We start from the raw sequence: 13,415 nt of genomic DNA on the forward strand, positions 1-13,415 counted from the left end.
GACTGGTGACAGAAACTCTGGCCCGCACCGTCGCGGCTCGCCCGCAGTTGGTGATCTTCGACCTCGACGGCACCCTGACCGATTCGGCCGAGGGCATCGTGTCCAGTTTCCGCCATGCGCTCGGCGAGGTCGGCGCCGTCGTTCCGGACGGGGACCTGGCCAGCCGCATCGTCGGCCCGCCGATGCATCACACGCTGCGTGAGATGGGACTCGGCGACGAGGCGGACGCCGCGATCGCCGCTTACCGCGCCGACTACATGACCCGCGGGTGGGCGATAAACCGGCTGTTCGACGGCATCCCCGGGCTACTCGAGGACCTGCGCGCGGCCGGGGTGAGGATGGCGGTCGCCACGTCGAAGGCGGAGCCCACCGCGCAGCGGATCCTCGCGCATTTCGGGCTCGACGCGCACTTCGAAGTCATCGCAGGCGCGAGTGTCGACGGAACACGGGCCGCCAAGGCCGACGTGGTCGCGCACGCGCTGGCGCAGCTGCACCCGCTGCCCGATCGCGTGCTCATGGTCGGCGACCGCTCCCACGACGTCGAAGGCGCCGCCGAGCACGGCATCGACACCGTCGTGGTCGGCTGGGGCTACGGCAGCGGCGACTTCGACGAACCCGACTCCGCTGCTGCGCTGGCGCATGTCTCGACCGTCGACGACCTTCGTGAGGTCCTTGGTGTCTGATCCCCTGCACATCACCTTCATCTGCTCGGGCAACATCTGCCGCTCGCCGATGGCAGAGAAGATGTTCGCCCACCAGATCAAGGAGCGCGGCCTGACCGAGGCGGTGCGGATCACCAGCGCCGGAACCGGCGGCTGGCACGCCGGTGAACCGGCCGACCACCGAGCCATCCACGTGCTGCGCGAGCACGGCTATCCGAGCGCACATCGCGCCGCGCAGATCGGGGATGACCACTTGTCCGCCGATCTGGTTGTCGCGTTGGGGCGCAACCACGTCCGGATGCTGACCGAAATGGGCATTCCTCCCAACAGGATTCGGATGCTGCGGTCATTCGACCCACGCTCCGGCGCGCATGCGCTCGACGTCGAGGATCCGTACTACGGGACACACGATGACTTCGAAGACGTGTTCACGGTCATCGATGCCGCGCTGCCGGGGTTGCACCAATGGGTGGACGAACAACTCGCCGGCCCGGGAATCGCGAGCTAGACGGCGATGAACGAAGCGAAGAGCCGGAATCGGCTTCCGCGCTGGGCCTTCATATTCCGGCCGGCATGGCTGGCCCTATTCGTGGTGGTCGTCGCGTTCGCCTACCTGTGCTTCACCGTGCTGGCCCCATGGCAGCTCGGCAAGAACACCAAGACGTCGCGGGAGAACTCTCAGATCTCCCGGTCGCTCACCGCTGACCCGGTGCCCGTCACAAGCCTTCTGCCACACCAGGATTCGTCGGCTCCCGACGATCAATGGCGCCGGGTGACCGCCACGGGGCACTACCTGCCGGACGGCCAGGTGCTGGCCCGCCTGCGTGTGGTCGACGGCGATCCGGCGTTCGAAGTGCTGGTGCCGTTCGCCGCCGACGGCGGCCCCGTGGTGCTGGTGGACCGGGGATATGTACGGCCCGTGCAGGGTTCACGAGTGCCGGCGATTCCGCCACCGCCGACCGGCACGGTGACGATCACGGCGAGGCTACGCGATTCAGAACCGCTCGCGCAGGGCAAGGACCCGTTCCGCCAGGACGGTACGCAGCAGGTGTATTCGATCAACACCGTCCAGATCGCGACGCTCAGCGGAGTGCCGTTGACAGGCTCCTACCTGCAACTGGTCGAGGACCAGCCCGGCGGACTCGGCGCGATCGCCCTGCCCCACCTCGACGCCGGACCGTTCCTGTCGTACGGAATCCAGTGGATCTCCTTCGGAATCATCGCCCCGATCCTGTTGGGCTACTTCGTCTATGCCGAGGTCCGTCAGCGCCGGCGTGAGAAGTCGGCGGCCGACGCCGCGTCGGACGCCCCTTCGGCACCCCTCACGACCGAGGAGAAGCTCGCCGACCGTTACGGCCGACGGCGCTGAGCGACACGGCGAGCACGGCCGCCGCGCCCTGCACCGCCCGTGACAAGCGCACCGCCCGCGACAGATCCGACACATCGGGATGTCGACCCTCGCCGAGCGTGGGCCGGATCTCGAGCTCATGGGCGTACTGAGTCGGACCGCCGAGCCGCACCCCGAGCGCACCGGCGAACGCCGCTTCCACGACGCCGGCATTGGGGCTGGGGTGGCGGGCGGCGTCACGGTGCCACGCACGCATGGCGCCTGCAGGCGATCCGCCGACCAGCGGTGCGCACATCACGACCAAGATCGCTGTCACCCTTGCCGCCACAAAGTTGACCGCGTCGTCGAATCGTGCTGCCGCCCAACCGAATCGGGCGTAACGCGACGAACGGTTACCGATCATCGCATCCAGGGTGTTGGCGCCACGGTAGACCAGCACCGCGGGTATGCCCGCCACCGAGCCCCACACCAGCGGCGCGACGTTGGCGTCGGAGGTGTTCTCGGCGACCGATTCGAGGGCCGCTCGGGTCAGGCCCTCCGCGTCGAGGGCGGCGGGGTCGCGTCCGCACAGCGACGGCAGCAGGCGCCGGGCACCGTCAACGTCCCCCGCGGTGAGCAGATCGGTCATCTGTTCACCGGTGCGGCATAGCGAGGTACCGCCCAGCGCGACGAACGTCGATGCCGCCATGGCGGTCGCCGCCCACAGGCCACCCCGACGGTCGGCGGCCCTGTCGACGAAGAGCCCCAGCGCGGTGAGGGCTGACAGCAACGCCGCTGTGTGCACAGCGCCCGCAGCGCGGGAATCGGCGTAGCTCAGCCGCTCGAAAGCCGCTGCGCCGCGGCCGAAAACCGCGACGGGATGCCCGCGCCTGGGGTCGCCGAACGTCAGATCGGCCGCGTAGCCGACCGCTATCCCGGCGGCGCGGGCCCGCCGCGCTGACGCAAACACCTCGGGAGCCTCTCACAAGGTGGTTCACTGAAAATCATGAGGCTGGGCCCGCCGCGGCGGCCGACGCGTGTCGTCGATCTGCTGAACCCCGCCGCGGTGTTGCTGCCCGCGGCGAATGTGATCATGCAGCTGTCCTGGCCTGCCGTGGGATACGGCGTGCTGGAGAGCCCGGTCGACAGCGGAAACGTTTACAAGCATCCGTTCAAGCGGGCTCGCACCACCGGCACCTACTTGGCTGCGGCCACGCTGGGCACGGACGCCGACCGCGCGCTGATCCGCGGTGAGGTTGACCGGGTGCACTCCGTTGTGCGGTCGTCGAAGTCAAGCCCGGTGCCGTACAACGCGTTTGATCCGCGACTGCAGCTGTGGGTGGCCGCTTGTCTGTATCGCTATTACGTCGACCAGCACGAGTTCCTGTACGGCCCGCTCGACGACGACGCGGCCGACGCGGTGTATCAGGACGCCAAGAAGCTGGGCACCACATTGCAGGTCCGCGACGACATGTGGCCACCCGACCGCGTCGCGTTCGACGAGTTCTGGAAGCGATCGCTGGATGAACTCCGAATCGACCCGCCCGTGCGCGAGCACCTGCGCGGCGTGGCCGCGATGGCCTTCCTGCCTGCACCATTGCGCCTACTCGCGGGACCGTTGAACCTGTTCGCGACCACCGGTTTCCTGCCCTCTGAGTTCCGCTCCCGGATGGGACTGCGGTGGACGACGGCCCAGCAGCGGCGATTTGAGTGGTTGCTGACAGCGTTGCGGGTCGCCGATCGCGTGATCCCGCGCGATGTCTGGATTCTGGGCTATCAGCTGTACCTGCGCGATATGCGATCGCGGGCGCGCCGCGGCAAGCGAGTCGTGTGACCCGCCCGCCGCGACTCCCCCCGATCACCCGACGGAGCGTGATCCGCTGCCGCTAGTGCTGCCCGATGTCGAGCCGGTGCTGCCGCTGGTACTGCCCGACGTCGAACCCGTGCTCGTCGCACCGGTGCTCGTGCTTGACGTGCCTGTCGGTGCCGTCGTGCTTCCGGTTGGCGGCGTCGCGGTTGCGGTCGCCGTTGGCGCTGTTGTTGTTTCGGCGGTCGGCGCGTCCCCTCTTCGTTTGCCGCACGAGTATCCCCATTTCGTGTCCCATTCCTCCCCGGTCCCCGCACCGGGCTCATCGATACACCGCAGTTATTCCCGGCCACGACGACACTTAACCGCCTGGACCTGCATATATGGTGGTTCACGCCCTGAGCGCCAAGCCCGTCGCACGTACATGGCAAAGTGGAAGTTACTTACCTTTGTGAACTAAACTGCGCGAATTTCGTGCGGAAATTCGTTTGCTGGACATCGCAAACAATTGTCGCAACGGTAATTGGCAAATCGCGAAAGCGTGCGCGTTGGCCTCCGGAAAAGCCGATGATCACAGGTGAACAGTGAGGAGTCCACAATGACGTTCCCGGCGCTCAACCATGTCGCGGTCACGGTCCGTGACCTCGAGGTCAGCGGTCCCTGGTACAAAGCTCTGATCGGCAGCGAGCCCGCGCTCGACGAACACACCGACACCGGGTTTCACCATCTGGTCTGGGCGTTCGACAACGGCACACTGTTCGGGATCCACCAGCACGACCGGTCCGCCCCAGACGATCCGTTCACCGAATTCAGAACCGGGCTCGACCACGTCGGATTCGGGTGCGCGAGTCGCGCCGAGCTGCAGTCCTGGGTCGAGCGGCTCGAATTGCTCGGCATCGAACACGGCGGCATCGTCGACGCACCCTACGGATCGGGGCTGAGCTTCCGCGATCCCGACGGCATCGCTTTGGAGTTCTTCGCTCCGCCGGAGTGATGGTGGGCGCGGACGGTATCGAACCGCCGACCGCTGGTGTGTAAAACCAGAGCTCTACCACTGAGCTACGCGCCCCTTGCCGGGCAGGATAGCGGCCTGCGACGGGCAGGTGGAAATCCGTCAGCCAGATTGCAGGGCAGCCAAGGCGTCGGTCCACACCGATTGATCGCGCGGCTCCCCCGGCTGCTTCATCTCGGCGAACCGGACAATTCCGGAACGATCGACGACGAACGTGCCGCGATTGGCGAACCCGGCGTCGCCGTTGAACACGTCGTACGCCTGGGCCACCGCGCCGTGCGGCCAGAAGTCGGACAGCACCGGAAAGGTGAAGCCGCTCTGTGTCGCCCAGATCTTGTGTGTCGGTGGCGGACCCACGGAGATGGCCAAGGTGGCGGTGTCCTCGTTCACATATCGCGGCAGGTTGTCGCGAATCTCGTCGAGCTCGCCCTGGCAGATACCCGTGAACGCCAGCGGGAAGAACACCAGCAGCACGTTCTTGGAGCCTCGGAAATCGCTCAGCGTGACCGACTGACCGTTCTGGTCCTTGAGCGTGAAGTCCGGGGCCTCGGCACCGACCTCCAGCATTAGCGCCGCCCCGCCGCCTTGGACTTGGGCTGCACAAGCCTGCTGGCGATCCAGTCGCCGAGATTGGCCGACGACGTCTGCATCAGGCCCGCTGTCGGCGCCGATTCGGCGATTTCGGCAGGCACCACGTGGCCCGGCTGGCCGGTCTTCGGGGTCACCACCCAGATCACCCCGTCGTCGGCCAGCGGCGTGATGGCGTCCATCAGCGCGTCGACGAGATCGCCGTCGCCGTCACGCCACCACAACAGCACGACGTCGATGACCTCGTCGGCGTCCTCGTCAAGTAGCTCGCCTCCGCACGCCTCTTCGATGTCGGCCCGGATGTCGTCGTCGACGTCCTCGTCCCAGCCCACCTCCTGCACAACCTGATCTTTTTGGATGCCCAGTCTGCGGGCGTAGTTCGGGGCGTCATCCGCCGCGACCACGGTCGGTCCTCCTTCAGCCAGCTCGACGCACTGTGCGCTTGCCCTATCGTCGCACGCCGAGGCTCGATCGCTGACGTCTGCCGGTCAGGTTCATCGATATGCCCTGTCGCACAGGTCCAGCGCGGCGGTCTTCGTGTCGTTTAATTTGGTGATCGCCGCGTTGAATTCGTCGGGTCCGTAATTCCCCGCGACGGCGGTCGCGACACCTCTGGCGGCGTCAACCCAAGCATTCAACGCATCCCTCAACTGCGCGGTCAGCGCGTCGGAGAGGCTGTGCGCGACGAGGTCGGCGCTGTGGTTCAGCGCGTCGATGGCAGGTCCGGCCTTGGCTGCCACGTCGGCGGCGTTCTTGTTGAAGGCGTCGACGTAGTTGTTCACCGCGGTGACCGCGTCCACGCTGCTCGAACTGAGCGCTTCACACGACGAGTGGACCGCCTGCGTGGTCAGCGACGCCTGCCGTTCCGACTCACGCGTACTGGAACTGGCGGCCGACTCCTCGATCGACGCCGACACCGACGCGCGGTACACGGGGCCGTCGGCCTTGTCGACCGTCGCGGTGCCCTGCGTGACGCTGGTGCAGCCGACGATGATCATCGCCGTGGCAGCCAGGCTGCCCACCACCAAGGCGGCGATCCGCAGCCGCTTGCGACCCAGCCCCGCGCTCAGCACGGTCTGCAGACGTTACCGGTTTGTTCACCCAATCGCGGGTTCATTCCTCTGGCCACCCCCGACGGTGCAAGTGGGGCAGGATGAGAGAAGTATGGAGGCCGCTACGCCGATCGCGTACGCACCTATACCGCCTAACAAGGAGCGGAAGTTGACCACCGAGTTCGTGCGCCAAGACCTGGCCCAAAACTCCAGCACCACAGCAGAACCCGACCGGGTTCGCGTCATTCGCGAAGGCGTCGCGTCATACCTGCCAGACATCGACCCCGAGGAGACCGCCGAATGGCTTGAGTCGTTCGACGAGTTGCTCGAACGCTCCGGTCCGTCGCGGGCGAGGTATCTGATGTTGCGGCTGCTGGAACGCTCCGGCGAACAGCGGGTTGCCATCCCCGCGCTCACATCGACCGACTACGTCAACACCATCCCGACAGAGCTCGAGCCGTGGTTCCCCGGCGACGAGGACGTCGAGCGACGCTACCGCGCCTGGATCCGGTGGAATGCCGCGATCATGGTACATCGCGCGCAGCGGCCGGGAGTCGGTGTGGGAGGCCATATTTCGACCTATGCGTCCTCCGCGGCGCTGTACGAAGTCGGCTTCAACCACTTCTTCCGCGGCAAGGCCCATCCCGGCGGCGGCGACCAGGTCTTCATCCAGGGGCACGCATCCCCGGGCATCTACGCCCGGGCGTTCCTCGAGGGCCGGCTAACCGCCGATCAGCTCGACGGCTTCCGTCAAGAGCACAGCCACCCTGGAGGCGGGCTGCCGTCCTATCCCCATCCGCGGCTGATGCCGGACTTCTGGGAATTCCCGACGGTGTCGATGGGCCTTGGCCCGATGAACGCGATCTTCCAGGCCCGCTTCAACCACTACCTGCACGACCGGGGGCTCAAGGACACCTCCGATCAGCACGTGTGGGCGTTCCTTGGCGACGGCGAGATGGACGAGCCGGAAAGCCGTGGGCTGATTCAGGTGGCCGCCAACGAGGGGCTCGACAACCTCACGTTCGTCGTCAACTGCAACCTGCAGCGCCTCGACGGCCCGGTGCGCGGCAACGGCAAGATCATTCAGGAACTGGAATCGTTCTTCCGAGGCGCCGGCTGGAACGTCATCAAGGTGGTGTGGGGCCGTGAGTGGGATGCCCTGCTGCACGCCGATCGCGACGGCGCGCTAGTGAACCTGATGAACACCACACCCGACGGCGATTACCAGACGTACAAGGCCAACGACGGCGCCTACGTCCGCGATCACTTCTTCGGCCGTGACCCGCGCACCAAGGCGCTGGTCGAGAACATGTCCGACACCGAGATCTGGAACCTCAAACGCGGCGGCCACGACTACCGCAAGGTGTACGCCGCCTACCGCGCGGCGACAGAACACAAGGGCCAGCCGACGGTCATCCTGGCCAAAACCATCAAGGGCTATTCGCTGGGTGCGCACTTCCAGGGCCGCAACGCCACGCATCAGATGAAAAAGCTTGCGATAGAAGACCTCAAGTATTTCCGCGACGCCATCCGTATCCCGGTCAGCGACGAGCAGCTCGAGCAGAATCCGTATCTGCCGCCGTACTACCACCCGGGCCCTGAGGCTCCTGAAATTCGGTACATGCTCGAACGGCGCCGGGCGCTGGGCGGTTTCGTGCCGGAACGCCGCACCAAGTCCAAGGCGCTGACGCTGCCGGGCCGCGACGCCTATAAGGCCCTCAAGAAGGGCTCGGGCAATCAGGAGGTGGCTACCACCATGGCCACCGTGCGCACGTTCAAGGAACTGTTGCGGGACAAGGAGATTGGACACCGAATAGTCCCCATCATCCCCGACGAAGCCCGCACGTTCGGTATGGACTCGTGGTTCCCCAACCTGAAGATCTACAACCGGCTCGGCCAGCTGTACACGTCAGTGGACGCCGAATTGATGTTGGCGTACAAGGAAAGTGAAGTCGGCCAGATCCTGCACGAGGGCATCAACGAGGCGGGGTCGACGGCCTCGTTCACCGCCGCGGGTACGGCGTACTCCACACACAACGAGCCGATGATCCCGGTCTACATCTTCTACTCGATGTTCGGCTTCCAGCGCACCGGCGACGGATTCTGGGCCGCGGCCGACCAGATGGCCCGCGGCTTCGTGCTGGGCGCCACCGCCGGGCGCACGACGCTGGTCGGTGAAGGCCTGCAGCACGCCGACGGGCACTCGCTCCTGCTGGCCGCGACCAACCCCGCCGTCGTCGCCTACGACCCGGCGTTCGCCTTCGAGATCGCCCACATCGTCGAGAGCGGGCTGCACCGCATGTACGGCGAAAACCCAGAGAACGTCTACTTCTATATGACGATCTACAACGAGCCCTACGTGCAGCCGGCCGAGCCGGAGGGGCTCGACGTCGAGGGCCTGCTGCGCGGCATCTACCGCTACCGGCCCGCGCCGGAGGGGCGCTCGAACGTGGCACAGATCCTGGTGTCGGGCGTTGGCATGCCGTCGGCACTGAAGGCTGCCGAACTGCTGGCCGACGAATGGGACGTCGCCGCCGACGTGTGGTCGGTGACCAGCTGGGGTGAGCTCAACCGCGACGGTGTGCAGATCGAGAAGGAGCGCCTGCGCCACCCCGAACGCCCAGCGGGCACTCCGTACATCACCAAGGTGCTCGCCGACGCTGCCGGTCCTGTCGTGGCGGTATCGGACTGGATGCGGGCCGTACCGGAGCAGATCAGGCCGTGGGTGCCCGGCACCTACATCACGCTCGGCACCGACGGGTTCGGCTTCTCCGACACTCGTCCGGCCGCGCGCCGGTACTACAACACCGATGGCGAATCCATCGCGGTCGCCGTGCTCGAGGGGCTGGCCAGGGACGGAAACATCGACCAGTCGGTCGCCGTCGACGCCGCCAACAAATACAAGATCGACGACGTGATGGCTGCGCCGGAGCAGACGTCCGATCCGGGTGTCGCTTAGCGCTTGTAGAAAAGTTACAGCGCAGTCGCGTAGATTTTAGGGATGCCCGACAATCGGTTCATCCCGCCGAAGTCCACGCTCGAGGTGCTGGAGACCGTGCCCGAGTCGGTCCTTCGGCGGTTGCACCAGTACTCCGGCCGGCTGGCGACCGAGGCGGTGCGCGCCATGGAGGAGCGACTGCCGTTCTTCGCCGACCTCGAGGCATCGCAGCGCGCGAGCGTGCAACTGGTGGTGCAGACCGCGGTGGTCAACTTCGTGGAGTGGATGCGCGATCCGAAGAGCAATGTCAGCTACACGGCCCAGGCATTCGAGGTGGTCCCCCAAGATCTGCGTCGGCGCATCGCGCTGCGACAGTCGGTCGAGATGGTTCGGGTCACCATGGAGTTCTTCGAGGAATGGGTGCCCGTGCTGGCCCGGTCCGAGGAACAAGTGACAGCGATGACCGCCGGAATCCTGCGCTACAGCAGGGATTTGGCGTTCGCCGCCGCCACCGCCTACGCCGACCAGGCCGAGGCGCGCGGCGCGTGGGACACTCGGATGGAGGCCAACGTCGTCGACGCCGTGGTCCGGGGTCACACCGGGCCCGAGCTGCAGTCACAGGCCGCCGCGCTGAACTGGGACGCCACTGCCCCCGCGACGGTGATCGTCGGGCTGCCCCAACAGGACCGCATCGACCTCGCCAGTGACGACGTTCATGACGTCGTCACCCGCAACGGGCGCGGGGCGTTGTCGGATGTGCACGGCGCGTGGCTGGTGGCCATCATCTCCGGCCCGCTGTCTCCGACCGACCGGTTCCTCACCGAACTGCTCACCGTCTTCGCAGACGGGCCGGTGGTGATCGGGCCGACCGCGCCGACGCTCGGCGCGGCCTACATCAGCGCCACCGAAGCGATCGCCGGGATGAACGCCGTCGCAGGCTGGACCGGTGCGCCACGGCCGGTGTCGGCGCGCGAGCTGCTGCCCGAACGGGCGCTACTGGGTGATGTGACCGCGATCTCAGCGCTGGAGGCCGAGGTGATGCGACCGTTGGCGGACGCCGGGCCTGCGCTGACTGAGACGCTCGACGCGTATCTGGACTCCGGCGGCGCAATTGAGGCCTGTGCGCGCAAATTGTTCGTTCATCCAAACACCGTGCGCTACCGGCTCAAACGTATCGCCGACTTCACTGGCCGCGATCCCACGCTTCCGCGCGATGCTTACGTGCTGCGCGTCGCGGCGACAGTAGGCCGGCTCGGCCGCCAGGCATACCACTCCAGCTCGTCAAACGCCCAGCCTGGAGCGGTGCCGGTGATCCGTCCCACTGCTCAAGGCGCGCATCGCGCCGGGTAACAGGTTGCGAGCCGGTATCGATGGAGTCCCATCACATGCCGTTTTGTGGGCTATCTACAAAAACATAAGACAAGGTTCATAATCTCTTACACCGCGCAAAACCGTCTTCACAGTGTTCTCTTAGAGACGTGCTTGCATTGCTTGCGCCCGGACAGGGCTCTCAGACTCCCGGCATGCTCACCGAGTGGCTCGAACTGCCCGGTGCTGCCGACCGTCTGGCTGCCTGGTCGGAGATCAGCGGCCTGGACCTCGCCCGTCTTGGCACCACCGCCACGGCTGAGGAGATCACCGATACAGCCGTGACGCAACCGCTGGTCGTGGCCGCGACGCTGCTGGCGCATGAGGAGCTGACCAAGCGGGGCGTATTGGGCGGGGCCGACACCATCGTCGCCGGCCATTCCGTCGGTGAGATCGCTGCGTACGCGATAGCGGGCGTGATCTCGGCCGACGACGCCGTCAAGCTGGCCGCCACCAGGGGTTCCGAGATGGCCAAGGCCTGCGCGCTGGAGCCGACGGGTATGTCCGCGGTGCTGGGTGGCGACGAAGCCGAGGTGCTGGCCCGCCTCGAGGCGCTCGACCTGGTGCCCGCCAACCGCAACGCGGCCGGTCAGATCGTTGCCGCCGGCGCGCTGTCCGCGCTGGAGAAGCTGGCCGAGGATCCGCCCGTCAAGGCCCGGGTCCGGCCGCTGGCCACTGCGGGCGCCTTCCACACCCACTTCATGGCTTCGGCCACCGACGGCTACGCGGCCGCTGCCGAAGGCGTCGCGACCAGTGAGCCCACCGCGACGCTGCTGAGCAACGCTGACGGACAGCCCGTCGCCTCGGCTGCAGACGCCATGAGCAAGCTGGTGGCCCAGCTGACCCGCCCGGTGCGCTGGGACCTGTGCACAGAGACCCTGCGCACCGACAACGTGACCGCGATCGTCGAGTTCCCGCCCGCCGGGACCTTGGCCGGGATCGCCAAGCGCGAACTTCGGGGGGTGCCGACGCACACCGTCAAGTCCCCCGCTGACCTGGACGGGCTTGCTGCGCTATAGCAGGGGCACCTCGCCAGACAACCGCATATCGAACGTAATTTCCGCAGTATCAACCCAATTAGAAGGAGCCATAGTGCCCGCCACTCAGGAAGAAATCATCACCGGTCTCGCCGAGATCATCGAAGAGGTCACCGGTATCGAGCCGTCGGAGGTCACCCCCGAGAAGTCGTTCGTCGACGACCTGGACATCGACTCGCTGTCGATGGTGGAGATCGCCGTGCAGACCGAGGACAAGTACGGCGTGAAGATCCCCGACGAGGACCTGGCCGGCCTGCGCACCGTCGGTGACGTCGTCGCCTACATCCAGAAGCTCGAGGAAGAGAACCCCGAGGCGGCCGCGGCCATCCGCGCGCAGATCGAAGCCGATCGGGCATGACCAGACCTTCCACTGCTAACGGCGGTTTCCCGAATGTCGTCGTGACCGCCGTCACGGCAACCACGTCGATCTCTGGGGACATCGAGAGCACGTGGAAGGGGCTGCTGGCCGGCGAGAGCGGCATCCACGTACTCGAGGACGAGTTCGTCACCAAGTGGGACCTGCCGGTCCGCATCGGTGGCCACCTGAAGGATCCTGTCGACGACCACATGGGCCGGCTGGACATGCGACGGATGTCGTATGTCCAGCGCATGGCCAAGCTGCTCAGCGGTCATCTCTGGGAGGTCGCGGGCACGCCCGAGGTCGATCCGGACCGCTTCGCAGTGGTCATCGGCACGGGTCTGGGTGGCGGCGAGAAGATCGTCGAAACGTATGACGCGATGAACGAGGGCGGCCCCCGCAAGGTGTCGCCGCTGGCCGTTCAGATGATCATGCCCAACGGTGCGGCCGCAGTGGTGGGTCTGCAGCTTGGGGCGCGTGCCGGGGTCATCACCCCGGTGTCGGCGTGTTCGTCGGGTTCGGAGGCCATCGCCCACGCGTGGCGTCAGATCGTCATGGGCGACGCGGACTTCGCGGTCTGTGGCGGCGTGGAAGGCGGCATCGAGGCCCTGCCGATTGCGGCGTTCTCGATGATGCGCGCCATGTCGACCAACAACGAGAACCCCGAAGGCGCGTCGCGGCCGTTCGACAAGAACCGCGACGGGTTCGTGTTCGGCGAAGCGGGCGCGATGCTGATCCTCGAGACCGAGGAACACGCCAAGGCTCGCGGTGCCAAGCCGCTGGCAAGGCTGCTGGGTGCGGGAATCTCTTCGGACGCTTACCACATGGTGGCGCCAGACCCGAACGGCCTGCGCGCAGGTCACGCAATGAAGCGTGCGATGGAGACTGCGGGCTTGTCCCCCAAGGACATTCAGCACGTCAACGCTCACGCCACCGCGACTTCGATCGGTGATGTCGCCGAGGCCAACGCCATTCGGGTTGCCGGTGTGGAGCACGCTGCGGTGTACGCGCCGAAGTCGGCGCTCGGCCACTCCATCGGGGCGGTCGGTGCGCTGGAATCGGTGCTGACGGTGCTGACGCTGCGTGATGGCGTCATCCCGCCGACACTCAACTACGAAACACCCGATCCCGAGATCGATCTCGATGTTGTTGCGGGCGAGCCTCGATACGGCGAATACCAGTACGCCATCAACAACTCGTTCGGTTTCGGTGGTCACAATGTCGCCCTGGCATTCGGGCGTTACTGAGCGAGAGGAACCATCGGAG

The 13,415-nt window shown here is 66.4% G+C and carries 15 protein-coding genes and 1 tRNA gene; 10 read left to right on the plus strand and 6 right to left on the minus strand.

Going from position 1 to position 13,415, the window contains the following annotated elements:
- Positions 1–5: 5 nt before the first annotated feature.
- The 3 genes from ACWW36_RS26495 to ACWW36_RS26505 are packed head-to-tail and all read left to right on the plus strand — an operon-like array spanning position 6 to position 2,031.
- On the plus strand, positions 6–683 hold the full coding sequence (locus tag ACWW36_RS26495) for an HAD-IA family hydrolase (protein ID WP_456138904.1): 678 nt from the start codon (positions 6–8) through the stop codon (positions 681–683).
- The gene (locus tag ACWW36_RS26500) at positions 676–1,170 is read left to right on the plus strand and encodes a low molecular weight protein-tyrosine-phosphatase (RefSeq protein ID WP_456138905.1); all 495 of its coding nucleotides are present in this window, start codon (positions 676–678) and stop codon (positions 1,168–1,170) included. The genes ACWW36_RS26495 and ACWW36_RS26500 overlap by 8 nt, the downstream gene beginning before the upstream one ends.
- A 6-nt stretch (positions 1,171–1,176) precedes the next feature.
- Complete coding sequence (locus ACWW36_RS26505) at positions 1,177–2,031, plus strand: SURF1 family cytochrome oxidase biogenesis protein (protein ID WP_456138906.1); 855 nt, start codon at positions 1,177–1,179, stop codon at positions 2,029–2,031.
- Here the strand turns inward: ACWW36_RS26505 and ACWW36_RS26510 are convergent.
- A complete protein-coding gene (locus tag ACWW36_RS26510; RefSeq protein WP_456138907.1) occupies positions 1,985–2,959 on the minus strand; it encodes a cobalamin biosynthesis protein in 975 nt (324 codons plus the stop codon). The genes ACWW36_RS26505 and ACWW36_RS26510 overlap by 47 nt on opposite strands.
- 36 nt (positions 2,960–2,995) lie before the next feature.
- Between ACWW36_RS26510 and ACWW36_RS26515 the strand changes: the two genes are divergently transcribed.
- Complete coding sequence (locus tag ACWW36_RS26515; RefSeq protein ID WP_456138908.1) at positions 2,996–3,823, plus strand: oxygenase MpaB family protein; 828 nt, start codon at positions 2,996–2,998, stop codon at positions 3,821–3,823.
- A 52-nt stretch (positions 3,824–3,875) separates the two neighbouring features.
- On the opposite strand, the gene ACWW36_RS26520 is transcribed toward ACWW36_RS26515, so the two are convergent.
- A complete protein-coding gene (locus tag ACWW36_RS26520) occupies positions 3,876–4,070 on the minus strand; it encodes a hypothetical protein (RefSeq protein WP_456138909.1) in 195 nt (64 codons plus the stop codon).
- 324 nt (positions 4,071–4,394) lie between these two features.
- Here ACWW36_RS26520 and ACWW36_RS26525 point away from each other — a divergent pair, with 324 nt between their 5' ends.
- Positions 4,395–4,790 (plus strand): VOC family protein, encoded by a 396-nt coding sequence (locus ACWW36_RS26525; RefSeq protein ID WP_456138910.1) that lies wholly within the window; start codon positions 4,395–4,397, stop codon positions 4,788–4,790.
- On the opposite strand, the gene ACWW36_RS26530 is transcribed toward ACWW36_RS26525, so the two are convergent.
- The 4 genes from ACWW36_RS26530 to ACWW36_RS26545 form a co-directional block, all read right to left on the minus strand.
- Positions 4,791–4,865, minus strand: a tRNA-Val gene (locus ACWW36_RS26530).
- Between the two features lie 45 nt (positions 4,866–4,910).
- Complete coding sequence (locus ACWW36_RS26535; RefSeq protein WP_456138911.1) at positions 4,911–5,375, minus strand: peroxiredoxin; 465 nt, start codon at positions 5,373–5,375, stop codon at positions 4,911–4,913.
- Positions 5,375–5,800 carry a DUF3052 domain-containing protein gene (locus tag ACWW36_RS26540; RefSeq protein ID WP_456138912.1) on the minus strand — a complete coding sequence of 142 codons (426 nt, stop codon included), beginning with the start codon at positions 5,798–5,800 and terminating at the stop codon, positions 5,375–5,377. The genes ACWW36_RS26535 and ACWW36_RS26540 overlap by 1 nt, the downstream gene beginning before the upstream one ends.
- Before the next feature lie 90 nt (positions 5,801–5,890).
- The gene (locus ACWW36_RS26545; RefSeq protein ID WP_456142635.1) at positions 5,891–6,394 is read right to left on the minus strand and encodes a hypothetical protein; all 504 of its coding nucleotides are present in this window, start codon (positions 6,392–6,394) and stop codon (positions 5,891–5,893) included.
- Between the two features lie 223 nt (positions 6,395–6,617).
- Between ACWW36_RS26545 and aceE the strand changes: the two genes are divergently transcribed.
- From aceE to kasA, 5 genes are all read left to right on the plus strand, one after another.
- Complete coding sequence (aceE, locus tag ACWW36_RS26550; RefSeq protein ID WP_456138913.1) at positions 6,618–9,407, plus strand: pyruvate dehydrogenase (acetyl-transferring), homodimeric type; 2,790 nt, start codon at positions 6,618–6,620, stop codon at positions 9,405–9,407.
- A 42-nt stretch (positions 9,408–9,449) separates the two neighbouring features.
- A complete protein-coding gene (locus tag ACWW36_RS26555; RefSeq protein ID WP_456138914.1) occupies positions 9,450–10,736 on the plus strand; it encodes a PucR family transcriptional regulator in 1,287 nt (428 codons plus the stop codon).
- A gap of 128 nt (positions 10,737–10,864) precedes the next feature.
- Positions 10,865–11,773: an ACP S-malonyltransferase gene (locus ACWW36_RS26560; RefSeq protein ID WP_456138915.1), complete on the plus strand. Its 909-nt coding sequence runs from the start codon at positions 10,865–10,867 to the stop codon at positions 11,771–11,773.
- 73 nt (positions 11,774–11,846) lie between these two features.
- A complete protein-coding gene (gene acpM / locus ACWW36_RS26565; protein WP_456138916.1) occupies positions 11,847–12,149 on the plus strand; it encodes a meromycolate extension acyl carrier protein AcpM in 303 nt (100 codons plus the stop codon).
- Positions 12,146–13,396 (plus strand): 3-oxoacyl-ACP synthase KasA, encoded by a 1,251-nt coding sequence (gene kasA, locus ACWW36_RS26570; protein ID WP_456138917.1) that lies wholly within the window; start codon positions 12,146–12,148, stop codon positions 13,394–13,396. The genes acpM and kasA overlap by 4 nt, the downstream gene beginning before the upstream one ends.
- The last annotated feature ends 19 nt before the right edge of the window (positions 13,397–13,415 follow it).

The sequence above is a fragment of the Mycobacterium sp. MMS18-G62 genome (genome assembly GCF_053877835.1).